Origin of the sequence: Lichenibacterium minor (genome assembly GCF_004137685.1) — a bacterium.
In the GTDB taxonomy this organism is placed as follows: domain Bacteria; phylum Pseudomonadota; class Alphaproteobacteria; order Rhizobiales; family Beijerinckiaceae; genus Lichenihabitans; species Lichenihabitans minor.
Genome location: NZ_QYBB01000009.1, coordinates 107,545 through 132,020, shown reverse-complemented (window position 1 = coordinate 132,020; position 24,476 = coordinate 107,545). Strand labels below are relative to the sequence as shown.

Below are 24,476 nucleotides of genomic sequence, written 5' to 3'. Positions count from 1 at the left end.
GTGATCCCCGTCCCGGCCCCGGGGGCCGGCGACGACGGCCCGTCCGCGCCGCCCGACGGCTGGTTTCATTCCGCCGCCCGGACCGGGACGTCCCAGATGTCCCGGGCGTATTCGCCGATGGTCCGGTCGGACGAGAACCATCCGACGCGGGCCGTGTTCATGATCGACGCGCGCCACCACGCCGCCTGGTCCCGCCACAACGCGTCGACTCGCCTTTGCGCCGCATAATAGTCGTCGAAATCCGCGGTGACGAGGAAATGATCGTGATCGCGCAACGCGTTCGCGAAATCGCGGTAGCGGTCCGTGTCGTCCGGCGAGAAGACGCCCGACGACACCGCTTCCATCACCTCGGCGAGGCGCGGCGAGTTCGCGATCGTTTCGCGGGCCGACAGCCCCGAGCGGTGGCGCGCCGCGACCTCCTCGGCGGTGAGGCCGAAGATGAAGATGTTGTCGTCGCCCACCCGCTCCTTGATCTCGACGTTGGCGCCGTCGAGCGTGCCGATGGTGAGCGCGCCGTTCAGCGCCAGCTTCATGTTGCCGGTGCCCGACGCTTCCATACCGGCGGTGGAGATCTGCTCGCTGAGATCCGCGGCCGGGATGATGCGCTCGGCCAGGCTGACGTTGTAGTTCGGCAGGAACACGACCTTCAGCTTGCCCCGCACCGTCGGGTCGTCGTTGACCACGCGCGCCACGTCGTTGGCGAGCTTGATGATCAGCTTCGCGGTGTGGTAGCTCGCCGCCGCCTTGCCGGCGAACACCTTCACCCGCGGGGCCCAGTCGCGCCAGGGCTCGGCCCGGATGGCGTTGTAGAGCGCGATGGTTTCCAGCAGGTTCAGGTGCTGGCGCTTGTATTCGTGGATGCGCTTGATCTGGATGTCGAACATCGCGTCCGGATCGACCTGGATGCCGGTGCGCGCCGCGATGATCCCGCCCAGCGTGGCCTTGTTGTCGCGCTTGGCGGCCTTGAGGCGCGCCTGCAGGGCGGGGTCGCCGGCGTGCTGGGCGAGCTTTTCCAGGTGGGACGGGTCGTCGAGCACCGCCTTGCCCAGCACGTCGACCAGGATGGCGGTCAGCGCCGGGTTGGCCTCCATCAGCCAGCGGCGGAAGGTGATGCCGTTGGTCTTGTTGTTGATGCGGTCCGGGTAGATGGCATTGAGGTCGCGGAACACGGTTTGCCGCATCAGGTCGGTGTGCAGCGCCGACACGCCGTTGATGCGGTGCGAGCCGATGAAGGCCAGCGTGCCCATCTTGACCCGCTGCTGACCCCAGCCTTCCGCGATGATCGACACGGACCGCATCACGTCGACGTCGCTGTGGCCTTCGGCGCGCAGCTTGTCGAGGTGGAGCGCGTTGACGAGGTAGATGATCTGCATGTGGCGCGGCAGCATCCGCTCCATCAGCGGCACCGGCCAGGTTTCCAGCGCTTCGGGCAGCAGCGTGTGGTTGGTGTAGCCGAAGGTCGCCTGCGTGATGCGCCACGCATCGTCCCAGGCCATGCCGTGCAGGTCGACGAGGAGGCGCATCAGCTCGACCACCGCGATGGCGGGGTGGGTGTCGTTGAGCTGGATGGCGGCCTGGTCGGCGAGGTTGGACAGGTCGGGGTACTTCTTCAGGTGCCGGCGCACGAGGTCCTGCAGCGACGCGGCGGCGAAGAAGTATTCCTGGCGCAGCCGCAGCTCCTGGCCGGCCGGCGTCGCGTCCGACGGGTACAGCACCTTGGAGATGGCCTCGGCCTTGACGCGGTCCGCCATGGCGCCGACGTGGTCGCCCTCGTTGAAGGCGTCGAGCCGCAGCGGGTCGCCGGCGCGCGCCGACCACAGCCGCAGGGTGTTGACGTGGTGGCCCCGCCAGCCGACCACCGGGGTGTCGTAGGCCACGGCCTCGACGGTTTCGGACGGGAACCACTCGTAGCGCGGGGCGCCGTCGACCTGGTGCGTCTCGACATGGCCGCCGAAGCCGATGTCGTAGGCGATCTCCGGCCGGGCGAACTCCCACGGGTTGCCGAAGCTGAGCCAGTTTTCCGGGTATTCCTGCTGCCAGCCGTCCTTGACGACCTGCCGGAACAGGCCGTTCTCGTAGCGGATGCCGTAGCCGTAGGCCGGCACCGCCAGGGTCGCCATGCTTTCCATGAAGCAGGCGGCGAGGCGGCCGAGGCCGCCGTTGCCCAGCGCCGCGTCGGGCTCGACCTCGCGCAGCTTGTCGAGGTCGACGCCGAGGCCCGACAGGGCTTCGCGCATCGTGTCCGTCAGGCCGAGGTTGGTCAGCGCGTCGAACATCAGCCGGCCGATCAGGAACTCCAGCGACATGTAGTAGACGCGCTTGGTCCCGCCCGTGTTGGTCGTGTGGTAGGACCGCTGCCAGCCCTGCACGACGCGGTCCCGCACCGCCAAGGCCGTGGCCAGGAACCAGTCGCGGTCGCTGGCGTCCGCCTGCACCTTGCCGACCGCGTAGGCGAGCTTGGCCATCACGGCGCCGCGCAGCGCTTCGACGCTGTTGCCCGTGCGCAGGTCGTCGTCGGGCTGGGCGGCGGCGGGAAGAGCCGCGCCGGGCTGCTGGGTCGTCATGGGAAGGCCCTCACGTCCGAGATCGAGCGCCCCCCTCCGGGGAGGCCGCGTGCAGGTGCGCTCCACCTTCCCCGTCCCGCGCCGGGCCGGCGAGGTCGCCGTCGTCCGGGGGAGCCCGGCGAAGCCGCGACCGCGACCGACCTGTGGCAGGAAATCCGCCGAAAGGCGAGCCTGCATTCTCAACCAATTGCAGGCACTTGCTCGGGGGGGAATCCCGCCCCCGTTCCGCCGCGGGCGAGCTCGTCCGAGCCGGGACGGGCGGCCCGGGCGGGCGGCGCGCCGCCGGGTTTCGCGTTTCGCGCGGTTCGGCCGCAGCGCGCTTTGCCGGGGTGCATCGTTGTGCCCTCGAGACGGCGCCCACTTTTCTCCGCGGCGCCCGCCGAGGTGCCCATGACCGCGTCCCTGAAACCCCTGGCCCAGCAGACGATCGTCGTGACCGGCGCGTCCTCCGGCATCGGCCTCGCCACCGTCCGCATGGCCGTCGGGCGCGGGGCGCGCGTCGTCATGGTGGCGCGCGACGAGGCCGCGCTGGAAGCCGAGGCGGCCCGCCTGTCGGCGGAAGGCGGCAGGGTCGCCGTGGCGGTGGCGGACGTCGGCGACCGGGCCGCCGTCGCGGCCGCGGCGCAGACCGCCGTGGACAGCTTCGGCGGCTTCGACACCTGGATCAACGTCGCCGGCATCACGATCTACGGCGAGTTGTGGCGGGTCGAGGAGCGCGACCACGAGCGGCTGATGCGGACCAATTTCTGGGGCACGGTCAACGGGTCGCTGGTGGCCGTCGAGCACCTGCGCGGCAAGGGCGGCGCCCTGGTCAACGTCGGCAGCGTCGCGTCCGACCTCGCCTTCCCGCTGCAGGGCATGTACTGCGCCTCCAAACACGCCGTGAAGGGGTTCACGGACGCGCTGCGGATGGAGCTGCTGCAGGACGGCGCGCCGATCGGCGTCACGCTGGTCAAGCCGGCCTCGATCGACACGCCGCTGCCGCACCGCGCCCGCAACTACATGGACCGCGAGCCGACCCTGCCGCCGCCCCTGTACCGGCCCGAGGAGGTGGCGGAAGCCGTGCTCCACGCCGCCGTTCACCCGCGGCGCGAGATCTACGTCGGCGGTGCCGCGTCGGCGCTGTCGAGCCTGAAGACGGTGGCGCCCGGCGCCTACGACCTGCTCGCCCCCGCCATCTCGGCCTTCGAGCGGAAGGGCGAGAAGCCCCGCGACCCCGCGGGCGCGCTGCACGGGCCCAAGAACGCCGGCCAGGTGCGGGGCGACTATCCCGGCCCCGTGCTGCGCAGCGCCTACACCCGCGCCGGGCTCAACCCCGTCACCACGACGCTGCTGGCGACGGGCGCCTCGCTGGCGGCGGCGGTGCTGCTCGGTCGCCGGCGCTGACGCCGTGACGGCCGCCGCGGCCTCGGTGCCGTTCCCCCGCGCCGCGCTGCCGCGCCCGGAAAGGCCCGTTCCGGCCGACCGCCGCTTCGTCCACACCGCGCAGGGGCGCCGCCTCGCCTACGTCGAAGGCGGGGCGGGCCGCGACGTCGTGCTGGTCCACGGCGCCCTGTTGACGGCCGACGACATGCGCCTCGGCCCGATGCCGGCGCTGGCCCGCTCGTCCCGCTGCGTCGCCTTCGACCGCCCGGGTCACGGCTGGAGCGACCACCGCCGCGGCGCCGACGAGTCGCTGTGGGGACAGATGGAGACCCTGCGCGGCGCCGTCCGGGCGCTCGGGCTCGAACGGCCGGTGATCTGCGGCCATTCGTTCGGGGGTGCCGTGGCGCTGGCCTATGCCATGGCGCATCCGGACGAGATCGCGGGCGCCGTCGCCCTGGCGCCCATCTGCTTCCCCGAGCCCCGGCTGGAACAGGTGCTGTTCGGCCCCCGGGCCGTCCCGGTCGCGGGCGACCTCCTGTCCCGCGCGATGGGCGCCACGCTCGATCCCGCGCTGCTTCGGGCTCTGTGCCGGGCCATGTTCCTGCCGCAGGCGATGCCCCGCGACTTCGCGGCGGCCTTCCCCTTCGCCCAGGCGGCGCGCCCGGGCCAGACCGTGTCGGCGGGCGAGAACGCCATGGCGCTGTGGCCCGACCTCCTTCGCAGCGCGATGGGCTACGCGGGATGCCGCGCGCCGGTGCGGATCCTGTGCGGCACGGCCGACATCGTGGTGAACGGGTTCACCCAGGGAGGGCCGGCGGCGGCGCTGATCCCCACGGCGCGGATCGGATGGCTGGCGGGAGCGGGCCACATGCTGCACCACGCCCACCCGGATGCGGTGGTGGACGCCGTGGCGTCCCTGCTGGACGGCGAGGGCGGGGAGGTCAGGCCGCCCAGGACGCGTCGGCCGGCGGGGGCGACGCCGCCCGTTCGAGGTCGGCGCGGGCCTGCCGCTGGATCAATGCGCGCCACGCTTCGCTGAGGTGGTAATGGCCGCCGGGGCGGGTGCTGCCCGGCACGCGCGCTTCAGCCAGGGCCTTCGCGGCGCGCTCGATGTCGATGAGGGTGATCATGGCGGCGCGGCCCGGGAAAGCGCGGCGACGGACGCCCGCGGCACTGGTGATTGAACGCCCGGTCGGCTCCGTCGTTCCGGTGCTTCGCGTCGTCCGTCGCGTTTTCGTCGCGGCATCGGGGAGCCGCCGGGAATTCGCGTCCGATCCCGTCCCCGCCACGACGCGAAACGCCGGCGATGGTTCGCCGGCGCCGGTCGCGTGTGGACGGGGATCGGCCGAGGTTACTCGGCCGCCTGCTTCATCGCGCTGCCCTCGGTGGGCACCTCGGAGATCGTCTTCAGGATCTGCGAAGCGATCTGGTAGGGGTCCCCTTGCGAGTTCGGGCGGCGATCCTCCAGGTAGCCCTTGTAGCCGTTGTTCACGAAGGAATGCGGCACGCGGATCGAGGCGCCGCGGTCCGCCACGCCGTAGGAGAACTTGTTCCAGGGCGCCGTCTCGTGCTTGCCCGTGAGGCGCTTGTCGTTGTCGGGCCCGTAGACCGCGATGTGGTCCTGCAGGTTCTTGTCGAAGGCCTTCATCAGGGCTTCGAAGTAGTCCTTGCCGCCGACCGTGCGCATGTGTTCGGTCGAGAAGTTGGCATGCATGCCCGACCCGTTCCAATCGGTGTCGCCGAGCGGCTTGCAGTGATACTCGACGTCGATGCCGTAGCCCTCGCACAGGCGCTGCAGCAGGTAGCGGGCGACCCACATCTCGTCGGCGGCGCGCTTGGAGCCCTTGCCGAAGATCTGGAACTCCCACTGGCCCTTCGCCACCTCGGCGTTGATGCCCTCGTGGTTGATGCCGGCGTCGAGGCACAGGTCGAGGTGCTTCTCGACGATCTCGCGCGCGACCGGGCCGACGTTGGAATAGCCCACGCCCGTGTAGTAGGGGCCCTGCGGCGCCGGATAGCCGCTTTCGGGGAAGCCGAGCGGGCGGCCGTTCTCGTAGAAGAAGTATTCCTGCTCGAAGCCGAACCACGCGCCCTCGTCGTCGAGGATGGTGGCGCGCTTGTTGGATTCGTGCGGCGACCCGTCCGGCATCATGACCTCGCACATGACGAGGATGCCGTTCTTGCGGGTGCTGTCGGGGAAATGGCGGACCGGCTTCAGCACGCAGTCGGAGCTGCCGCCCGGGGCCTGCTTGGTGGACGAGCCGTCGAAGCCCCACAGCGGGAGCTGATCCAGCGTCGGGTAGGCGTCGAATTCCTTGAGCTGCGTCTTGCCGCGGAGGTTCGGGACCGGCGTGTAACCGTCGAGCCAGAGGTATTCCAGCTTGTATTTCGTCATTCGCGTTCCTCTCATTCGGTGCGACGCGGTGGGGCCCGAGGCGGCCCACCGAGGCGCTCAGCCTCTTTCGGGCGCAGGCGCCGAAGCATCTCCCATGCCACCGCGGCGGCCCGCCGCCGGGCGCCCGCGGCCACGCCGGATCGCCCTGCGGCGGCTGCATCGCCGACGGGCGGCACGCGGTGAAGCAGCTGCACACGAAATAGGCGATCTGCCCGATCAATCGCCGAAGATGGACCAGCTCATGCGCTTCGTCAGGCGCTCGAGCGCGATGCGGCCCAGATGGGAATTGCCCGCCGCGTCCAGGCCCGGCGCCCACACGGCGATCGACGCCTTGCCCGGCGCCACCGCCAGGATGCCGCCGCCCACGCCGCTCTTGCCCGGCAGGCCCACCCGGTAGGCGAACTCGCCGGAGCCGTCGTAGTGGCCGCAGGTGAGCATCAGCGCGTTGATGCGCTTGGCGCGCTCGGCCGGCACCACCGAATAGCCGGTGGCGGGGTCGCGCCCCGAATGGGCGAGGTAGCGCCCCGCGGTGGCGAGCTGCCGGCACGTCATCGCGATGGCGCAATGGTGGAAGTACACGCCGAGCGTGTAGTCCACGGGGCCTTCCACGACGCCGAAGGACTTCATGTAGTTGGCGAGCGCGGTGTTGCGAAAGCCGGTGCGCTTTTCGGAGGCCGCCACGGCGCCGTCGATCGTGATCGTCGGGTCGCGGGCCAGCGACTGCATGAAGCGCAGGATCTCGCCCAGCGATTCCCGCGGCTGGTGCCCGGAAGCGATGACGTCGGTGACCGCGATGGCGCCGGCGTTGATGAAGGGGTTGCGGGGCACGCCGCGCTCGCGTTCGAGCTGCACGATGGAGTTGAACGGGTTGCCGGAGGGCTCGCGCCCGACCCGCTGCCACAGCCGGTCGCCGATCATGCCGAGCGCCAGCGTGAGCGTGAACACCTTGGAGATGCTTTGGATGGAGAAGGGGACGTCGGCGTCACCCCCGACGGCCGCCCGCCCGTCGGCGTCGATCACGGCGATGCCGAAGAGCTGCGGGTCGACGCGGGCGAGCTCGGGGATGTAGTGGGCGACCTCGCCCCGGTCGGGCCGCTGCGCCATCTCGGCGGCGATCTCCTGGACGACGGCTTGGAGGTCGGGCACGGCGGGTTCACCTCGGCGCGCGCCCGGGAGGAGGGCGCCCGCCATGGTCGGCCGTCGCGATGGCGAGCGTCAATCCCGCCGCGGCGTGCCCCCACGCGCCGCGCCCGGCGGACCGGGAAGCGGCGTGGTCGCCCCCCGCGCCGTCAGCCGCCGAGCGCCGCGGCGTCGAGGGGCACGATCTTGCCCTTCTCGACCGCGCAGATGGGCGCCGCCTGCAGGAAGCCGCCCCGCACGTCGATGCCCGTCAGGGCGGTGGGGTTCTGCTTCGGCGTCAGGGCCTTCGCGGCGGCCTCGGCCTGGGCCCGGATCGCCCTGGCGTCGGTGACGGTGCCGGCGAGGCGCATGGCTTCCGCCACCACGTTGAACCCGGTGAAGTTCAGCGCCGCGTCGGAGCCCGCGTCGGCCTTGAACATGGCGCGGTAGCGGGCGGCGAAATCCGCCGCGGCGGGGCGCTCGTCGTAGGCCAGCGGCAGGATGCCGACCGCGCCGTCGAGCATGTCGAGCCCGTCCGTGACCTTGGCGATCTCGTCGATCTTGGCTTGGTCCATGATGGCGAAGCCGCCGGCGAACCCTTGTTCGCGGGCCTGGCGGATGACGAGGCCGGTCGGCTCCGACGCGCCGCCGACGAACAGCACGTCCGGCCCGGCGGATAGCACCTTGCCGACGCCGGAATAGAAGTCCGCGTCCTTGTTGTAGCTCATCGGGTTGTCGGCCACGATCGTGCCGCCGTGCTTCGTCCAGGCCGGGCCGAACAGGGCGGCCCAGGCCTTGGCGTATTCGTGGTCGCCGCCCGCCAGGGCCAGCTTGCCGCCGAAGCGCTTCATCTCGTAGGCCACGAAGGGCGCGATGTAGGACGCGAAGGAGGGCGGGATGCGCAGCACCAGCGGGTCGCCGCGCTCCGTCACGGCGGGCGAGCTCGTGTAGGCGCCGAGCAGGAAGCCCTCGTCCCCGTTGAAGGCCTCGATGGCGAGCGCGCCGCCCGAATGCGAGGTGAACACCACCGGCGCGCCGGACTGCTGCACGAGGCGCTTGGCGTTGACGGCGGCCTCGGGCGGCGAATAGCGGTCGTCCAGCACGACGAGCTCGACCTTCAGCGCCTTGCCGCCGACGGCGAGGCCGCCCGCCGCGTTGATCTCGGCCACCGCCATCTGCAGGCCGGACAGGCAGTTCTTGCCGTACAGTGCCGCGCCGCCGCTGAGCGGGCCGGTGTAGCCGAGCCTGACCGTGTCGCCGTCGGCCGCGCGGGCCGGGCCGGCCAGGACGAGCGCCGCCGCGCCGGCGCCGAACGTGCGTCTCGTGATCATCGCGTCTTCCCCCCGTTGCCGTCTCGGTTCTGGTCCGGATCCCGAAGACCGACGGTCCTCGGGACGTCCGGTCTCGGTGTCAGCCGCCCAGGTAGGCGCGCCGCACGCGGTCGTCGTTGCGCAGCGCGTCGGGCGGCCCGTCGAGCACGATGCGGCCGCCCTCCACCACGTAGGCGTGGGACGCGATGCCGAGCGCCGCATGGGCGTTCTGCTCGGCCAGCAGCACCGTGGTGCCGCGGCGGTTGACGGCCGCGACGGCGTCGAACATCTGCCGCACCACGAGCGGCGCGAGCCCCAGGCTCGGTTCGTCGAGCAGCAGCACCTTCGGCCGGCCCATCAGGGCCCGGCCCAGCGCCACCATCTGCTGCTGGCCGCCCGACAGCGACCCCGCCGGCTGGTGCCGCTTCTCGGCCAGCACGGGAAACATCGCCATCACCTCGTCGAGGCCGCGCTTCACCCCGGCGCGGTCGCGCCGGTGCACGTAGGCGCCGAGCCGGACGTTCTTCTCCACCGTCATGGCGGGGAACAGCATGCGCCCCTCGGGGCAGTGGACGAGCCCTGCCCGCACCACGCCCGCGGGCGACACGCCGGCGAGGTCGCGCCCGCCGAGGCTGATGCGGCCCGCCGCCAGGCGGTGGAGGCCCGACACGGCGCGGAAGATCGAGCTCTTGCCGGCCCCGTTGGCGCCGAGCAGCACCACGAGCGCCCCTTCGGCGGCGGCGAGGCTCAGGCGGTCGAGCGCCCGGAAGGCGCCGTAGTCGAGGCACACCTCATCGAGCGTGAGCATGGCGCCCCTCATGGCGGCATCCCCGCGGCGTCGACGCCGAGGTAGGACTCGATCACCCTGGGGTCCGCCCGGATCTCGGCCGGCGTCCCCGCCGCGATCCTTTCGCCGTGGTCGAGCACCACGACGTGGTCGGCGAGCCGCATGACCATGTCCATCTTGTGCTCGATCAGGCAGAGCGTCACGCCCGAGGCGACGATCCTGCGCATCAGCTCGGCGAGCCCCGCCGTTTCGCCCGGGTTGACGCCGCCCGCCGGCTCGTCGGCGAGCAGGATGCGGGGCTCGGTGGCGAGCGCCAGCGCGAAGGCGACGCGCTTGCGCTCCTCCTGGGTGATGCCGCCCGCGAGGCGGTGCCCGATCCGCGACAGGCCGACGAGGTCGAGCACCGCTTCGGCCTTGTCGCGGCAGGCCCGCTCCTCGGCGGCGAGGCGCCGCGAGCCGACCAGCGCGTCCCACAGCGTCGCGCGCGTGCGCAGGCGATGGCCGATGATCAGGTTGTCGCGCACGCTGGCGCCGTCGAACAGCGCCGTGGCCTGGAAGGTGCGCGCCACCCCGAGCCGCGCCATCGCGTCGGCGCGGAGCCCCGTCACGTCGCGCCCGCCGAGCAGCACGCGCCCCGCGGTCGGCGCGTAGGTGCCGGACACGAGGTTGAAGAAGGTGGTCTTGCCGGCGCCGTTGGGGCCGATGACGGCGCTGATCTTGCCGGGTGGGAAGGCGGCGTCGACCCCCCGCATGGCGACGAGCCCGCCGAAGCGCTTGGTGAGGCCGCGGACCTCAAGCATGGGAGCCCCGCGGCGCGGCGCCCGGCACCGGCGCGGCCTCGGCGAGGCGCTTTTCGGCGAGCGCCGCGCGGCGGCGGGCGAAGCGCGCCTCGAGGGCGCCGACGATCCCGGCCGGGAAGAACATGATGCACAGGACCAGCAGCGGCCCGAACACCACCATGCGGTAGTCCTGCAGGCCCTGCAGCGCCTGGATGGCCCAGCTCATCCCCACCGCGCCGACGACGGGCCCGAGCAGCGTGCCCATGCCGCCCACCACGGCGAAGATCAGCGCGTCGAAGGTGCGCGTTTCGCGCGCGATGTCGGGCCCGAGGAACCGCACCTGGCCGGCGTAGAGCGCGCCCGCGATGCCGGCGTAGAAGGTCGAGATCACGAAGGCGGTGAGCTTGGTCCGCATCGGGTTCAGCCCCAGCGCCTGCGCCAGCGCTTCGCCGTTGCGGATGGCCAGGAACGAGCGGCCGACCAGCGAGGCCGTGATGCGGCGCATCAGCCACACGCCCACGGCCAGCACCCCGAGGGCGAGGTAATATTGCCCCCGGTCCGTCGCGAAGGAGACGGGGCCGATGCCGGGCGGGGCCGGGATGTCCATCAGGCCGACGACGCCGCGCGTCAGCCCGTCCCACTTCTCGATCCCGAGGTAGAGGATGAAGCCGACGCAGAGCGTGAAGATGGCGAACGTGTCGCCCCGCAGCCTGAGCGACACGAGGCCGACGGCGGCGCCGGCGGCGGCCGACACGACGCCCGCCAGCGCGAAGGCGATCCAGAACGGCACGCCGTGGTCCACCGTGAGGATGCCGACCGTGTAGGCCCCGATGGCGACGAAGCCCGCGTGGGCGAGGTTGAGCTGGCCCGCGTAGCCGGCGACGAGGTTCAGCCCCAGCGCCGACAGCGCGCCCACGAAGGCCAGCGCCATGACGCCGAGGTAGTAGGGGTTCGGCGTCAGCACCGGGAACAGCGCCGCGGAGGCCAGCAGGGCGAAGCTCGCCAGCGCGAAGGGGGAAGGGCGGGCGCTCACCGCGCGATCCTCCCGAACAGGCCCTGCGGCCGCACCGACAGGATGAGGGTGAGCAGGCCGAAGGCGATGATGTCCTTGAAGTCGGTCGACACGTAGAAGGCGCCGAAGCTTTCCGCGAAGCCGATGACGAGGCCGCCCGCGATGGCGCCCGCCACGCTGCCCATGCCGCCGAGGATGATGATCACGAAGGCCTTGGTGATGACGAGTTCGCCCATCGCGGGCGACAGCAGCGCGATCGGGGCGAACAGCACCGCCGCCACGGCGGCCAGCGCGCCCGAGATCGCGAAGGTGAGCATCGACACGCGGTCGGCATCGATGCCGACCAGCGCCGCGCCGGTGCGGTTCTGCGCCGAGGCCACGATGGTGGCGCCCGTCCAGGTGCGGTCGAGGAACAGGTGCAGCCCGGCCATCAGGGCGAAGGCCGCCCCGACGATGAGGATGCGCTGCGCCGGCGCGGTCAGGCCCGCGAAGCGCAGGATCTGCGGGAAGAGCGGGGCGATGCGGAAGAACCCGGCGCCGAACACCGCCTGCACGCCGGCCTCGAAGAAGAGCAGCAGCGCGATGGCGGCGATCATGTCGTGCAGCGGGGGGGCGGCGCGCAGGCGCGCGAAGACGAGCCGTTCGCTCAGCACCGCGAGGCCGGCCGACACGGCGGCGGCGCCGGCGAGCGCCAGCCAGAAGTTGGCGCCCAGCCGGCCGATCAGCGCGAAGGCCGCGTAGGCGCCCACGGTGTAGAGCGCGCCGTGGGCGAAGTTGGGGATGCGCAGGATGCCGTAGACGAGCGTCAGGCCCAGCGCCACGAGGGCGTAGACGCAGCCGATCGTGAGCCCGTTCAAGACCTGCTGGAAGAAGAGCACATCCCGCCCCCGCGCGGCCGCGCGCATCGCCCCGTCGGAGCGGCGTCGGCCCTGTCCTCCCCCGTCCCGCCCGCCTCTCGATGGGGCGGTTCCGGCGCGGCGTTGGCGGAAGGGTGTCACGGATCCGAAGGCGCGGTCAATGCGGCCGCGGAGGCGCCGAGGCGTATTTTCGAAGACCGGGTTTGCTTTGCGGGCCGCCCCGGCCCCGCGGGCGCGGCGCCGCCGGCGATCCGCCCCGAACGGGTGATCCGTCCGTCCGGACACGTCGGCCCATCGGCCCATGGGCGGTGCACCGGCGCGAGCCGGACAGACGGTGGACCGTCTGCCCGGCTCGGTGCACTCGGGGGAGATCGCGATCGGATCGCGTCACACGATCGCGTGACGTGCCCGCGGAGGCACAAACCCAGGGGTGGTGACGCGCGCCGAGGCGGGCGCCAAAGGCGTCAGCGCAGCCCCGCTTCGGCGAGGAAGCGCTTCAGGTTCTCGACCCCCATCGTGGCGTAGCGCAGCGGATCCGCCTTCGCGGGGTCCTGCTCCGCCTCGATCACCACCCAGCCCGCGTAATCCGGCAGGGCCCGGAACACCGCCGGGTAGTCCACCATGCCGTCGCCCGGCACCGTGTAGATGCCGATCTCCGCCCCCGGGCCCAGCACGGCGTCGAGGAAGCTCCAGTCCTCGGCGCGCGCGCGGGTCATCACGTCACGGCGCACGTCCTTGACGTGGACGTGGCCGATTCGGTCGCGGTAGCGCGCAGCCAGCGCCGCGGGGTCGGCGCCGCCCCAGGTGGCGTGGCCGGTGTCGAGCAGCAGCTGCGCCGGCGCCCGCGTGTGCGCCATGAAGGCGTCGATGTCGGCCTCGGTCTCAACGATCGTGCCCATGTGGTGGTGGTAGCACAGCCGCAGCCCTTCGGCGGCCAGCAGCTCCGCGAGCCGCGTGATCCGCGCCCCGTAGCCGGCCCAGTCGCCCGGCGCGAGCTTCGGGCGGCGCGACAGCGGCACGTCCCTCAGGCCGTGGATGCAGTTCGACGTTTCCGCGACGATGAACACGTCCGTCCCCATGGCGCGCAGCAGGTCGCGATGGGGCTTGGCCAGCGCGAACTCCTCCTCGGCGGAGCGGTTCAGCAGCTCGATCGAGTGCCAGCCCGCCACGCAGGCGAGGCCGAAGGGCGCCAGCGCGGCCTTCAGGGCTTCGGGCTCGCGCGGGAACTTGTGGCCGAGCTCCATGCCCTCGATGCCCGCCTGCCGGGCTTCGGCGAGGCAGGTTTCCAGCGGCGTGTCGCCGCCGATGTGCTGCAGGTCGTCGTTGGTCCAGCCGATGGGGTTGGCGCCGATGCGGATCGTCATCTCAGGGTCTTCCTGTCGGGTCGCGCCGCACGGGCGGCGGCGCGGGTTCGCGATGGCCGGCGGCCGAGGCTTTCGACCGCCCGTGTCAGTTGGCGAAGCGCTGGAAGCGCAGCTGCGCTTCGCGGCGCTCGCGCGCGGCGTCGACGTCGCGCCGCACCGAAACTTCCGGCACCGCCACGTCCCACCAATGGCCGCCCGCGCCCGTGGACGGCCCGGCGTCGGTGTCGACGAGGATCAGCTGCGTGACGGCGCGCGGGCGCGCCTCCGCCAGGGCGTCTTCCAGCTCCGCCACCCCCGACACCTTGCGGGCTTCCGCGCCGAGGCTGCGGGCGTGGGCGACGAAATCGATGGCGGGCAGGGCGACGTGGCGGCTGTCCGCCAGCATGTTGTTGAACGGCGCACCGCCGCACGCCGCCTGCAGGCGGTTGATGCAGCCGTAGCCGCCGTTGTCGAGCAGCACGATCGTCAGCTTCAGCCCCAGCATCACCGAGGTGGCGATCTCGGAGTTCATCATCAGGTAGGAGCCGTCGCCCACCATCACGACCACCTCGCGGTCCGGCAGCGCCATCTTGACGCCGAGGCCGCCGGCGATCTCGTATCCCATGCAGGAGTAGCCGTATTCGACGTGGTAGCCGAGCGCGTTTCCCGTCTTCCACAGCTTGTGCAGTTCGCCCGGCAGCCCGCCCGCGGCGCAGACCACGACGTCGGACGGGCGCCCGGCGCGCTGCACGGCGCCGATCACCTGGGCGTCCGAGGGCAGGGCGGCGTCCGTCGGGGCCGTGAAGCCGGCGGCCGTTCCGGCCCAGGCGGCCTTCTCCTGGGCCATGCGGTCGGTCCAGGCCGCGGGGGCGCGGTGCTGGCCGAGCGCGGCGTCGAGCGCTTCGAGCCCCACGAGGGCGTCGGCGACGAGCGGCAGGGCGCCGAACTTGCCCGCGTCGAAGCCCGCCGCGTTGAGCATCACGATGTCGGCGGGCGTGCCGCCGATCAGCGCCGCCGAGCCCGTGGTGAAGTCGGCGAGCCGGGTGCCGACCGCGAGGATGAGGTCGGCCTCGGCCACCAGCGCGTTGGAGGCCCCCGTGCCGGTGACGCCCACGGCCCCCATGCAATGGGGGTGGTCGTCCGGCAGCGCCGACTTGCCGGCCTGGGTTTCCACCACGGGCAGGCCGTGCCGTTGCGCGAAGCCGCCGAGGAGATCTTCGGCCCCGGCGTAGAGCACGCCGCCCCCCGACACCACCACCGGGCGCCGGGCCCGGCGGAGCGCCTCGGCGGCGGCTTCCAGCTCCCCGGCGTCGGGGGCGGGGCGGCGGATGCGGCGCAGGCGCGGCGCGAAGAACGCTTCCGGATAGTCGCAGGCTTCCGCCTGGACGTCCTGGCAGAAGGACAGCGTGACGGGGCCGCACTCCGCCGGGTCGGTGAGGACCGCCATCGCCCGCTCCAGCGCCGGCATGATCTGCTCGGGCCGCGTGATGCGGTCGAAATAGCGCGACACGGGGCGGAAGCAGTCCGAAGCCGTCACGGTGCCGTCGGCGAAGCTTTCGACCTGCTGCAGCACGGGGTCGGGGCGGCGGGACGCGAAGACGTCGCCGGGGATGAACAGCACCGGCAGGCGGTTGACGTGGGCCAGCGCGCAGGCCGTGACCATGTTGGTGGCGCCGGGGCCGATCGACGTCGTGCAGGCCATCATGCGCCGCCGCCGGCTCGCCTTGGCGAAGGCGATGGCGGCGTGGGCCATGCCCTGTTCGTTGTGGGCGCGGAAGGTGGGGAAGCTGTCGCGCGCGCCGTGAAGCGCTTCCCCCATCCCCGACACGTTGCCGTGGCCGAAGATGGCCCAGCAGCCGGCGAAGAGCGGCAGGCGTTCCCCGTCCACCTCCGTCGCCTGCGCGGCGAGGAAGCGCACCAGGGCCTGCGCGGCCGTCAAGCGGATCGTACCCATGCTGTCCTCCCCTCGGTGGCTTCGTCCGGCCGGGATCAGGCCGTCGCGTCCGGGCGGAGCGCCGTCCAGCCGTCGACGAGCCCGGCGAAGCGCTCCGCCATGCGGGCGACCACGTCGCGGTCGTCCAGCTTTCCGCCGAGCCACGCCCGCGCGGGTTCGCCGAAGATCGTGCGGCCCACCGCGAAGCCGCGCACGAGGTCGCAGTCCGCCGCCAGCCGGAACTGGTCGCGCAGGGCGTCGGACGGCGCGTCGAGCCCGAGCAGCATGATGCCGCGGCAGCGCGGGTCGTGTTCGCGGATCGTCGCCGCCACCCCCGCCCAGGCGGCGGCGGAAGGCTGGCCTTCGAGCTTCCACCAGTCCGGGCGGATGCCAACGGCGTAGAGGCGGGCGATCACGCGGGCCACAGTGTCGTCGGCGAGGGGGCCGTGCTTGCCCGCGATGATCTCGACGAGCAGTTCGCGGCCGACCGTGCGGGCCGCGTCCTGAAGGCGGGCGAGCTCGCGTTCCTGGCGCGCCTGGAGCTCGGCGGGATCGTCCGGGTGCATGAAGCACAGGCACTTGACGCAATGGTCGACCGGCCACTCGATCAGCTTCGCCGCCAGGGAGCCGCCGCCGTCGATGTCGAGCGGGCGCGATCCCGGCTGTTCCACGGGGCGGCCGATCCAGAACCCGTGGTCGGCGGCGCGGAACAGGGCTTCGCGGCCGTAGGTGCCGTCGATCAGCATGCCGAAGCCCGGCCGCCCCGCCGCCACGCGCGCCGCGGCCTCGACGGCCAGCACCTTGAGGTGGCGGATGCGGTCGCGGGGGACGCCGGCCTCGTCCGCCATGGCTTCGAGCTGCATGCGGTGGTCGATGGCGAAGGCCATGACGGAGCGGGGATGCGCGGCCTCGGGGGTGCGGGCGTCGCGCGTCGTCGCCCAGTGGAGGTCGTTCAACGCGCGGTCGAACCGCAGCTGCCGGGTCGCGGGCCCGTGGCGCAGGAAGTGCTGCAGCTCGTCCCAGGTGGGATATTCGGCCGAACACAGCAGCCGCGACACCGCGAAGGCACCGCAGGCATTGGCGAAGGCCAGCGCGGTCTCGATCGGCTCGCCGCGGAGGTAGCCGCGCAGGAAGCCCGACATGAAGGCGTCGCCGGCGCCGAGCACGTTGTAGACCTCGACCGGGAACCCGGGCCCCCGGATGCCGGCGTCGATCGCGTCCGGGATGGCGCCGTCGAAGGCGACGCAGCCCATCGGGCCGCGCTTGCACACGATCAGGGCGCCGGGGCTGAGCGCCCGGATGGCGCGGATGGCGTCGAGCGGCTCTTCGGTGCCGCCGGCGATCATCAGCTCCTCCTCGGTGCCGATGATGACGTCGCAGTCCGCCAGCACGGGGGCCAGGTGGGCCGACACCGCGTCGGAAGCGATGAAGCGCTCTTCGCCGGCGCCGTGGCCGGCCAAGCCCCACAGGTTCGGGCGGTAGTCGACGTCGAACACGACCTTGCGGCCGTGCGCCCTGGCGTGGCGGATCGCGAGGCTCTGCGCCGCGGCGGTGGAAGCCTTGGCGAAATGCGTGCCCGTCACCACGATCGCGGCCGCGGAAGCGATGTGGGCCTCGTCGATGTCCTCGGGGGACAGGGCGGAATCGGCGCAGTTCTCGCGGTAGAAGATCAGCGGGAAGCGCTTCTCGTCGCGAATGCCGAGCAGCACCAGCGACGTCAGCCGCTCGGGGTCGGTGTGGACGCCCGCGGTGTCGACGCCCTCGCGGGCCAACTGTTCGCGGACGAAACGGCCCATGTGCTCGTCGCCGACGCGGGTGACGAGGCCGGAGCGCAGGCCGAGCCGGGCGGTGCCGATAGCGATGTTGGCCGGGCAGCCGCCGACCGCCTTGGAAAAGCTCGCCATGTCCTCCAGCCGGCCGCCGACCTGGGCGCCGTAGAGGTCGACGGAGGAACGGCCGATGGTGATGACGTCGAGTGTCGGCTGCGCCATGGCGGCCCTCCCGGGATGCGCGACGGGTGGCGCCGGGCGCGAGCCCGGCAGTCCCGTTCATGCCGAGATGAAACACATCTTCCGAATTTTCGTCAAGATGGAACGTGTGGACCGATGCGGGCGGGGTGGGCCCGGCATCGCGCGGCGGCGGGGCGCCCGGTCGGTCGAGAACGGGCGCCGCCGGAGCCGGAAGCCTTCAGGTGCCCTTCACCTGCCGCCACGCCCAGGCGCCGAAGGCCCCGAGCAGGGCGAGCGCCGACCCGAACCACGTCAGCGCGTATTGGAGGTGGCTGTTGGGGAAATCGAGCACGGTTTCGCCGCCCTGCGGCAGGCCGCCCGGGGCTTGGCCGGCGTCCTCGTCGACGGTGAAGGGCGCGGCGTCGCCGATGCCGTGGAACCGCGCCACGGCGGCCGGGTCGGCGGTGAACCACTGGTTTCGGGCCGTGTCGTCGGCGGGCGTGAAGGCGTTGCGCTCCTGGGGCGAGCGCATCAGCCCGGTGATCGTCACCGGGCCGGCGACCTGCCCGGCGGCGCGCGTCGCGGGGTCGAGCCGCTCGCTCGGCACGAAGCCCCGGTTCACGATCACGGTGCCGCCGGACGCCAGGTGGAACGGCGTCAGGACGATGTCGCCCAGGCCGTGCTGGGGACCGCGCGCGCTGACGAGCGGGCGGTAGACGTGGACCTCCCGCGCGTGGTCGAAGGTGCCGGTGGCGGCGACGCGGCAGTACTCGTAGGCGTCGGGCTTCAGCGCGGCCCACTCGGCGCGCGGGGGCAGGGGGACGGGGGGCGCCACGGTGCGCTGCTCGACGGTGCGGACCAGCGCGTCCTTCCAGGCGAGGCGCTGCAGCTGCCAGACGCCGAGCCCGACCAGCCCCGCCGCCACGGCCAGCGTCACGATGGCGGGCGGGATCAGGCTCGTCCAACGCGCGGCCGGGCGCCGCGCGACGGCGACCCGCGTCACTTCGCGATCCGGCCCTGCTCGGCCTTGTTGCGGTACTGCAGGCCGATCATCAGGCCCTTGACGGGGCGCAGCGTCCCCAGGCAGAGCGCCAGCGCCAGCGGCAGGAGGATGAGCATCAGCAGCCATGTCGGAGGCTCGTAGGCGGCGTCGATGACGAGCGCCAGCCCCACCACCACGATCAGCGCCGCGAAGGACACGAAGAACGCCGGCCCGTCGCCCGCATCCGCGAAGCCGTAGCCCAGCCCGCACACGGTGCAGCGCTCGGCGACGTCGATGAAGCCGCGGAACAGCTTGCCGCGGCCGCAGTGCGGGCAGCGCCCGCGCAGCCCGGCGGGCCCGGGGGACACGGCGGGATGGTCGGCGAGCGCCATGGTGATCGATCCCCGGATACGGGCAGGGCGGCCGAGCGGCCGCCCCGTCGACGATGATGGGCTCAGCCCGCCGCGCCGGTCGTCGCCACGCCCCACGAGCCCCAAACGTAGATGGCCACGAACAGGAACAGCCACACCACGTCCACGAAGTGCCAGTACCAGGCGGCGAACTCGAAGCCGAGGTGGCGGCGCGACGTGTATTGTCCGTTGGACGCCCGAACCAGGCAGATCGCCAGGAATATCGTGCCGATGACCACGTGGAAACCGTGGAAGCCGGTCGCCATGAAGAAGGTCGAGCCGTAGATGCTGTTCTTGAAGGCGAAGGGCGCGTCGCTGTATTCGAAGACCTGCACGCTGGTGAACAGCAGCCCCAGCAGCACCGTCAGGATCAGCGCGAAGGTGACGGAGCGCCGGTCGTTCAGCAGCATCGCGTGATGCGCCCAGGTGATGGTGGTGCCCGAGGTCAGCAGGATCAGCGTGTTGAACAGCGGCAGGTGGAAGGCGTCGATGGTCGACACGCCCTTCGGCGGCCAGTGGCCGCCGGTGAAGTCCGTGCGCAGGTATTGCAGCGAGAAGCCGGGAAACAGGCTCACGTCGAAATAGGCCCAGAACCAGGCCACGAAGAACATCACCTCGGAGGCGATGAACAGGATCATCCCGTAGCGCAGCGAGATCTGCACCACGCGGGTGTGGTCGCCCTGCTTCGATTCGCGGATGACGTCGCCCCACCACGACAGCATGGTGTAGAGCACGCCGAGCAGGCCGGCGCCGAACACGTAGGGGCCGATCGGCGCCCCCAGCATCGGCATGTGCTTCATCCAGGCGATGCCGCCGATCGCCATCACGAAGGCGCTGAACGACCCCAGCAGCGGCCAGGGGCTCAGCGGCAGGATGTGATAATCGTGGTTCGGCTTGGCGTGTCCGTCGGCCATCGATGTTCCTCTCGGGGCGGGCGGCCCTCGCGGGGTCGCCGCTTCGGTCTCGCGCCGACGTCCGTCGGGGATGGATGTTACGCGGGCGCGACCCCTGCGGCAACGGCCAAGGCGCGCGGCCCGCGACGGCGGCGCCCCGCCGTACCGCCGGCTCCCGCCACGAGGCCGGAATGGCGGGCGGGCCTGAGGCCCGGCGCATCCCGCGTGGGGCTCCGCCCCGAACCCCGCCGGAGCCCGCGGGCTTCGGGAGGCCGGCTCAAAGCTTCGGCGTCGCCACCGCAGTCGAGGCCGCCTTGGCGGGTTTGGCGGCGAAGAACGTGTAGCTCAGCGTCAGGCTGTCGACGTCCTTCATGGTCGGGTCGGCTTCGAGCTTGGGGTCGAGGAAGAAGACGACGGGCAGCTCGGCCGTCTCGTCCGGCCCGAGGTGCTGCTCGTCGAAGCAGAAGCAGGCGATCTTGTTGAAGTAGAAGCCGCCGATGTCGGGCGTGATGTTGTATTGCGCGTTGGCGGCGGTGTCGCGCCCCGCCATGTTGCGCACCTTGAAGAACACCGTCACGGTCTGCCCGGTGCGCACCGCCATCTCGGGCGTTTCCGGCTCGAAGCGCCACGGCAGGCCCGGCGCCACGTTGGCGTCGAAACGCACGTTCAGCGTCCGCGCGCCCCGCGTCGCCGCGCCGGCCGTCGCCACCTGGGGCGTGCCGCCGTAGCCCGTGGCGCGGCAGAACACGCGGTACAGCGGCACGGCCGCGTAGGCGAGCCCCAGCATCGCCGCCACGATGCCCAGCACCGCCAATGCGGTGCGGCGGTGGTGGGCGGCGTCGGGGATGGCGTTCGGGTCGGTCACGTTTCGATCCTCCGCCCATCGCCGCCCGCGCGGGGATGAGCCGTGCGGGGGGCCGACCGGGTCACAGAGCCCTGTCGCCGACGTGGCCGCCGAGCTTGGCGATGGTCAGCGCGTAGACGAGCAGCACGAGCAGGCCGACCGCGACGCCGATCGCCACGTTGCGGGCGCGGCGGCTGCGCTGCTGCGCGGGCGACAGGACGATGCCGGTGGGTGGCTTCGGGCGCGCCATGGGATCACAGGCCGAGGTGGGACGCGAGCGCGAGCCCCCGCTCGGCCAGCAGAACGGCGAAGAGCAGGAACAGGTACAGGATCGAGAAGGCGAACAGGTTCTTGGCCGCCTTGTCGGCCTCGGTGCCGACGCGCACGCTGAAGCAGCGCCACGCGAGCCACAGCATGACGGCGCCCGTGACGGCCGCCACGACCCCGTAGACCGGCCCGGCCAGCCCCGTCGCCCAGGGCATGACCCCGAGCGGCGCCAGCACGATCGTGTAGAGCAGGATCTCGACCCGCGTGCGCGCCGTGCCCTTGACGTTGGGCATCATCGGGATGCCGGCCTTGGCATAGTCGTCGGACTTCAGGAGGGCGAGAGCCCAGAAGTGCGGCGGCGTCCACACGAAGATGATGAGGAACAGGATGACGCTGTCGAGCGTGACCGAATTGGTCACGATGGAATAGCCGATCATCGGGGGCAGGGCGCCGGCGGCGCCGCCGATCACGATGTTCTGCGGCGTCGCGCGCTTCAGCCACACCGTGTAGACCAGCGCGTAGAACACGATGGTGAAGGCGAGCAGCGCCGCCGACAGCCAGTTCGCCGCGATGCCGATCAGCATGACGGAGAAGACCGACAGCACGATGCCGAAGGCGGTGGCCTCGCCCGAGGTGACGCGCCCGGTGGGGATCGGGCGGCCGCTGGTGCGCTTCATCACGCCGTCGATGTCGGCCTCGTAGGCCATGTTGAGCGCGCCCGAGGCGCCGGCCCCGACCGCGGTGGCCAGCAGCGACACCAGCGCGACGACGATGTTGACGTGGCCCGGGGCCACGACGAGGCCCGCCGCCGCGGTGAAGATCACCAGCGACATCACGCGGGGCTTCAGCAGCTCCCAATAGTCGCCCGGCAGGGCGAGCGAGCCGGCGAAGGCGGCCTCGTGGCGGCCGGCCGGTTCGGTCATGGTGGTCATGCGGTCGACGATCCGTTCTGTGTCCCGAAGCTCAGCTCAAGCCGGGCTCCCCGAAACCGGTCGGGGCGGCTCCGAAGAGCCGCCCCGATGGTGTCTAGCCTATATCAGTGCTCCGCGCTCGTGATGCGAGGCAGCGTTTCGAACTGGTGGAAGGGCGGGGGCGAGGACAGCGTCCATTCCAGGGTCGTGGCGCCCGCGCCCCACGGGTTGTCGCCGGCGACGCGCTTCTTGGCGAAGGCTTCGGCCACGATGAACAGGAACAGCGTGATGGAGGCGACCGACAGGACGGCGCCGGCCGAGGACACCTGGTTCCACAGCGAATAGGCTTCCGGATAGTCGACGTAGCGGCGCGGCATGCCGGCGAGGCCGAGGAAGTGCTGCGGGAAGAACGTCACGTTGACGCCGACGAACATGATCCAGAAGTGCAGCTTGCCCAGCGTCTCGTTGTACATGTACCCCGACATCTTCGGGAACCAGTAGTAGAACCCGGCGAAGAGGGCGAAGACGGCGCCGAGCGACAGCACGTAGTGGAAGTGCGCCACCACGTAGTAGGTTTCGTGCAGGGCGCGGTCGACGCCGGCGTTGGCCAGCACCACGCCGGTGACGCCGCCCACCGTGAACAGGAAGATGAAGCCGACGGCCCACAGCATCGGCGTCTTGAACGCGATGGAGCCGCCCCACATCGTGGCGATCCAGGAGAAGATCTTGATGCCGGTCGGCACCGCGATGACCAGGGTCGCGAAGACGAAGTAGCGCTGCGTGTCGAGCGACATGCCCACCGTGTACATGTGGTGGGCCCAGACCACGAAGCCGACCACGCCGATGGCCACCATGGCATAGGCCATGCCGAGGTAGCCGAAGACGGGCTTCTTCGAGAAGGTCGACACGATGTGGCTGATGATGCCGAAGGCCGGCAGGATCAGGATATACACCTCGGGATGGCCGAAGAACCAGAACAGGTGCTGGAACAGCAGCGGGTCGCCGCCGTTCGCGGGGTCGAAGAAGGCGGTGCCGAAGTTGCGGTCCGTCAGCAGCATGGTGATGGCGCCGGCCAGCACGGGCAGCGACAGCACGAGCAGGAAGGCGGTGACCAGGACCGACCAGGCGAAGAGCGGCATCTTGTGCAGCGTCATGCCCGGGGCGCGCATGTTGAAGATGGTGGTGATGAAGTTGATCGCGCCCAGGATCGAGGACACGCCGGCGAGGTGCAGCGACAGGATCACGAAATCCATCGCCGGGCCGGGGTGGCCGACGTTGGAGGACAGCGGCGGGTACATCACCCAGCCGCCGCCGAAGCCCTCCATACCGGGGGCGCCCTCCATGTGCATGGAGATCATCAGCAGCAGGAAGGAGAAGGGCAGCAGCCAGAACGAGATGTTGTTCATGCGCGGGAACGCCATGTCGGGCGCGCCGATCATGATGGGCACGAACCAGTTGCCGAAGCCGCCGATCAGCGCCGGCATGACCATGAAGAAGATCATGATCAGCCCGTGCATGGTGATGTGCACGTTGTACAGGTTCTTGCCGGCGTCGACCATGGTGGACGAATCCGCCTGCCCGACCCATTCGGCCAGGTGGCCCATGAAGTGCCAGTTCGGGTTCATCAGCTGGATGCGGATCAGCAGCGACATCACGGCGCCGACCGTGCCGGCGAAGACCGCGAAGAACAGGTAGAGGGTGCCGATGTCCTTGTGGTTCGTCGAATACAGGTAGCGGCGCCAGCCGTGCGGCAGCGCGTGGTCGTCCCCGTGGGCGGCGGTCGTGGTCGTGGCCATGGTGGAACTCGGGCTCCGTCGGGGGTCAGCGCTGGTCGGTCGTGGCGGCCACACCGGCGAGGGCCGAGGAGGCGTCGGCGAAGCGCTGCGGCTGGCCGGTCTGGGCGTATTTCTTCTTCGCGTCCTGGAGCCAGGCCTCGTAGGCGGGCTGGCTCACCACCCGGATGGCGATGGGCATGTAGGCGTGGTCCTTGCCGCAAAGCTTGGAGCACTGGCCGTAATAGATGCCTTCGCGGTCGGCCCGGAACCAGGTGGAGTTGAGCCGGCCCGGCACGGCGTCGATGCGAACGCCGAGCGACTGCACGATGAAGCCGTGGATGACGTCGGCGCCGGTCACGTTGACCTGGATGTTCTTGTTGACCGGCACCACCGCCTCGTTGTCGACCGACAGGAGGTTGATGAAGTCCGGCACCGTCTTGGCGTCCTTCTCCTCGACGCGGGCCGAATCGAAGTTGAAGCCGCCGTCCTGGTCCTTCGGGTAGTCGTAGGACCAGTACCACTGCTTGCCGGTGGCCTTGATGGTGATGTCGGGCTTGGGCAGTTCGAGCTGCTTCGTCAGCAGGCGGAACGACGGGATGGCGATCACCACGAGGATCAGCACCGGCACGATGGTCCAGGCCACTTCGAGCAGCGCGTTGTGGGTGGTCTTCGACGGGACCGGGTTGGCGCGCTCGTTGAAGCGGACCATGCAGATGCCGATCAGCACCATGACGAAGAGGCTGATCACCGTGATGATGGGGAACAGCAGGTTGTCGTAGAAGCCGTGGATGTCGCGCGCGATGTCGGTGACGCCGACCTGGAAGCCGATCTGGCCCGGCACGGGGTGGCCCACGCCGTCCTCCGCCCTGGCCCCGGCGCCCGAAGCGATGAGGGCACCGGCGGCGATGAGCGCCCGCAAGGCCGCCGAGCAGGCCCGAACCCGTCCGAAGAGTCGCATCGATCCGCCGCTCCCGTTGGCCG

21 protein-coding genes are annotated in these 24,476 nt (G+C 71.5%); 2 read left to right on the top strand and 19 right to left on the bottom strand.

Translation table 11 applies throughout. The features are described from left to right. Positions 1–65: 65 nt before the first annotated feature. Positions 66–2,564 (bottom strand): glycogen/starch/alpha-glucan phosphorylase, encoded by a 2,499-nt coding sequence (locus tag D3273_RS10445; protein ID WP_129226230.1) that lies wholly within the window; start codon positions 2,562–2,564, stop codon positions 66–68. 390 nt (positions 2,565–2,954) lie between these two features. Between D3273_RS10445 and D3273_RS10440 the strand changes: the two genes are divergently transcribed. Both D3273_RS10440 and D3273_RS10435 read left to right on the top strand, forming a co-directional pair. Further along, positions 2,955–3,950, top strand: a complete 996-nt coding sequence (locus D3273_RS10440; RefSeq protein ID WP_129226228.1) for an SDR family oxidoreductase — start codon at positions 2,955–2,957, stop codon at positions 3,948–3,950. A gap of 4 nt (positions 3,951–3,954) precedes the next feature. Further along, positions 3,955–4,968, top strand: a complete 1,014-nt coding sequence (locus tag D3273_RS10435) for an alpha/beta fold hydrolase (RefSeq protein WP_129226226.1) — start codon at positions 3,955–3,957, stop codon at positions 4,966–4,968. A gap of 312 nt (positions 4,969–5,280) precedes the next feature. Here the strand turns inward: D3273_RS10435 and D3273_RS10430 are convergent, their stop codons facing one another. The 18 genes from D3273_RS10430 to coxB form a co-directional block, all read right to left on the bottom strand. Further along, positions 5,281–6,324 carry a glutamine synthetase beta-grasp domain-containing protein gene (locus D3273_RS10430; protein WP_129226224.1) on the bottom strand — a complete coding sequence of 348 codons (1,044 nt, stop codon included), beginning with the start codon at positions 6,322–6,324 and terminating at the stop codon, positions 5,281–5,283. Between the two features lie 216 nt (positions 6,325–6,540). Then, a complete protein-coding gene (locus tag D3273_RS10425; RefSeq protein ID WP_129226222.1) occupies positions 6,541–7,470 on the bottom strand; it encodes a glutaminase in 930 nt (309 codons plus the stop codon). Between the two features lie 143 nt (positions 7,471–7,613). Then, positions 7,614–8,774, bottom strand: coding sequence for an ABC transporter substrate-binding protein (locus D3273_RS10420; protein ID WP_129226220.1), 1,161 nt, complete (start codon positions 8,772–8,774; stop codon positions 7,614–7,616). Between the two features lie 79 nt (positions 8,775–8,853). Further along, a complete protein-coding gene (locus D3273_RS10415) occupies positions 8,854–9,561 on the bottom strand; it encodes an ABC transporter ATP-binding protein (protein WP_129226218.1) in 708 nt (235 codons plus the stop codon). Positions 9,562–9,569: 8 nt separating this feature from the next. Beyond that, entirely contained in the window at positions 9,570–10,340 is a 771-nt protein-coding gene (locus D3273_RS10410) for an ABC transporter ATP-binding protein (protein WP_129226216.1), read from the bottom strand. Beyond that, entirely contained in the window at positions 10,333–11,352 is a 1,020-nt protein-coding gene (locus D3273_RS10405) for a branched-chain amino acid ABC transporter permease (protein WP_207210755.1), read from the bottom strand. Before D3273_RS10405 ends, D3273_RS10410 begins: the two co-directional genes overlap by 8 nt. Further along, positions 11,349–12,236: a branched-chain amino acid ABC transporter permease gene (locus D3273_RS10400; RefSeq protein WP_129226214.1), complete on the bottom strand. Its 888-nt coding sequence runs from the start codon at positions 12,234–12,236 to the stop codon at positions 11,349–11,351. The genes D3273_RS10405 and D3273_RS10400 overlap by 4 nt, the downstream gene beginning before the upstream one ends. Positions 12,237–12,652: 416 nt before the next feature. Further along, positions 12,653–13,552 carry a myo-inosose-2 dehydratase gene (gene iolE / locus D3273_RS10395; RefSeq protein ID WP_129226212.1) on the bottom strand — a complete coding sequence of 300 codons (900 nt, stop codon included), beginning with the start codon at positions 13,550–13,552 and terminating at the stop codon, positions 12,653–12,655. 85 nt (positions 13,553–13,637) lie between these two features. Further along, positions 13,638–15,485 (bottom strand): 3D-(3,5/4)-trihydroxycyclohexane-1,2-dione acylhydrolase (decyclizing), encoded by a 1,848-nt coding sequence (gene iolD / locus D3273_RS10390; protein WP_129226211.1) that lies wholly within the window; start codon positions 15,483–15,485, stop codon positions 13,638–13,640. Between the two features lie 35 nt (positions 15,486–15,520). Next, a complete protein-coding gene (locus tag D3273_RS10385) occupies positions 15,521–17,455 on the bottom strand; it encodes a bifunctional 5-dehydro-2-deoxygluconokinase/5-dehydro-2-deoxyphosphogluconate aldolase (protein WP_129226209.1) in 1,935 nt (644 codons plus the stop codon). Positions 17,456–17,651: 196 nt separating this feature from the next. Further along, positions 17,652–18,416, bottom strand: a complete 765-nt coding sequence (locus D3273_RS10380; protein WP_207210754.1) for an SURF1 family protein — start codon at positions 18,414–18,416, stop codon at positions 17,652–17,654. Then, positions 18,413–18,787, bottom strand: a complete 375-nt coding sequence (locus D3273_RS10375) for a DUF983 domain-containing protein (RefSeq protein WP_129226207.1) — start codon at positions 18,785–18,787, stop codon at positions 18,413–18,415. The genes D3273_RS10380 and D3273_RS10375 overlap by 4 nt, the downstream gene beginning before the upstream one ends. A gap of 62 nt (positions 18,788–18,849) precedes the next feature. After that, positions 18,850–19,719 (bottom strand): cytochrome c oxidase subunit 3, encoded by an 870-nt coding sequence (locus D3273_RS10370; RefSeq protein ID WP_129226205.1) that lies wholly within the window; start codon positions 19,717–19,719, stop codon positions 18,850–18,852. Positions 19,720–19,975: 256 nt separating this feature from the next. Beyond that, positions 19,976–20,563 (bottom strand): cytochrome c oxidase assembly protein, encoded by a 588-nt coding sequence (locus D3273_RS10365; protein WP_245501097.1) that lies wholly within the window; start codon positions 20,561–20,563, stop codon positions 19,976–19,978. 61 nt (positions 20,564–20,624) lie between these two features. Then, complete coding sequence (locus D3273_RS28205; protein WP_165359451.1) at positions 20,625–20,792, bottom strand: hypothetical protein; 168 nt, start codon at positions 20,790–20,792, stop codon at positions 20,625–20,627. 4 nt (positions 20,793–20,796) lie between these two features. Then, on the bottom strand, positions 20,797–21,741 hold the full coding sequence (locus D3273_RS10360) for a heme o synthase (RefSeq protein ID WP_428977767.1): 945 nt from the start codon (positions 21,739–21,741) through the stop codon (positions 20,797–20,799). Between the two features lie 104 nt (positions 21,742–21,845). Next, a complete protein-coding gene (gene ctaD / locus D3273_RS10355; protein WP_129226203.1) occupies positions 21,846–23,516 on the bottom strand; it encodes a cytochrome c oxidase subunit I in 1,671 nt (556 codons plus the stop codon). Positions 23,517–23,541: 25 nt separating this feature from the next. Further along, positions 23,542–24,453: a cytochrome c oxidase subunit II gene (gene coxB / locus D3273_RS10350; RefSeq protein ID WP_129226201.1), complete on the bottom strand. Its 912-nt coding sequence runs from the start codon at positions 24,451–24,453 to the stop codon at positions 23,542–23,544. Positions 24,454–24,476: the final 23 nt, after the last annotated feature.

What these genes read in the sequence shown, in the direction of transcription:
- D3273_RS10445 (WP_129226230.1), bottom strand. Translation starts at nt 2,564, where the DNA reads ATGACGACCCAGCAGCCCGGCGCGGCTCTTCCCGCCGCCGCCCAGCCC.
- D3273_RS10440 (WP_129226228.1), top strand. Translation starts at nt 2,955, where the DNA reads ATGACCGCGTCCCTGAAACCCCTGGCCCAGCAGACGATCGTCGTGACC.
- D3273_RS10430 (WP_129226224.1), bottom strand. Translation starts at nt 6,324, where the DNA reads ATGACGAAATACAAGCTGGAATACCTCTGGCTCGACGGTTACACGCCG.
- D3273_RS10420 (WP_129226220.1), bottom strand. Translation starts at nt 8,774, where the DNA reads ATGATCACGAGACGCACGTTCGGCGCCGGCGCGGCGGCGCTCGTCCTG.
- D3273_RS10415 (WP_129226218.1), bottom strand. Translation starts at nt 9,561, where the DNA reads ATGCTCACGCTCGATGAGGTGTGCCTCGACTACGGCGCCTTCCGGGCG.
- D3273_RS10410 (WP_129226216.1), bottom strand. Translation starts at nt 10,340, where the DNA reads ATGCTTGAGGTCCGCGGCCTCACCAAGCGCTTCGGCGGGCTCGTCGCC.
- D3273_RS10400 (WP_129226214.1), bottom strand. Translation starts at nt 12,236, where the DNA reads ATGCGCGCGGCCGCGCGGGGGCGGGATGTGCTCTTCTTCCAGCAGGTC.
- iolE (WP_129226212.1), bottom strand. Translation starts at nt 13,552, where the DNA reads ATGACGATCCGCATCGGCGCCAACCCCATCGGCTGGACCAACGACGAC.
- iolD (WP_129226211.1), bottom strand. Translation starts at nt 15,485, where the DNA reads ATGGGTACGATCCGCTTGACGGCCGCGCAGGCCCTGGTGCGCTTCCTC.
- D3273_RS10385 (WP_129226209.1), bottom strand. Translation starts at nt 17,455, where the DNA reads ATGGCGCAGCCGACACTCGACGTCATCACCATCGGCCGTTCCTCCGTC.
- D3273_RS10375 (WP_129226207.1), bottom strand. Translation starts at nt 18,787, where the DNA reads ATGGCGCTCGCCGACCATCCCGCCGTGTCCCCCGGGCCCGCCGGGCTG.
- D3273_RS10370 (WP_129226205.1), bottom strand. Translation starts at nt 19,719, where the DNA reads ATGGCCGACGGACACGCCAAGCCGAACCACGATTATCACATCCTGCCG.
- D3273_RS28205 (WP_165359451.1), bottom strand. Translation starts at nt 20,792, where the DNA reads ATGGCGCGCCCGAAGCCACCCACCGGCATCGTCCTGTCGCCCGCGCAG.
- D3273_RS10360 (WP_428977767.1), bottom strand. Translation starts at nt 21,741, where the DNA reads ATGACCACCATGACCGAACCGGCCGGCCGCCACGAGGCCGCCTTCGCC.
- ctaD (WP_129226203.1), bottom strand. Translation starts at nt 23,516, where the DNA reads ATGGCCACGACCACGACCGCCGCCCACGGGGACGACCACGCGCTGCCG.
- coxB (WP_129226201.1), bottom strand. Translation starts at nt 24,453, where the DNA reads ATGCGACTCTTCGGACGGGTTCGGGCCTGCTCGGCGGCCTTGCGGGCG.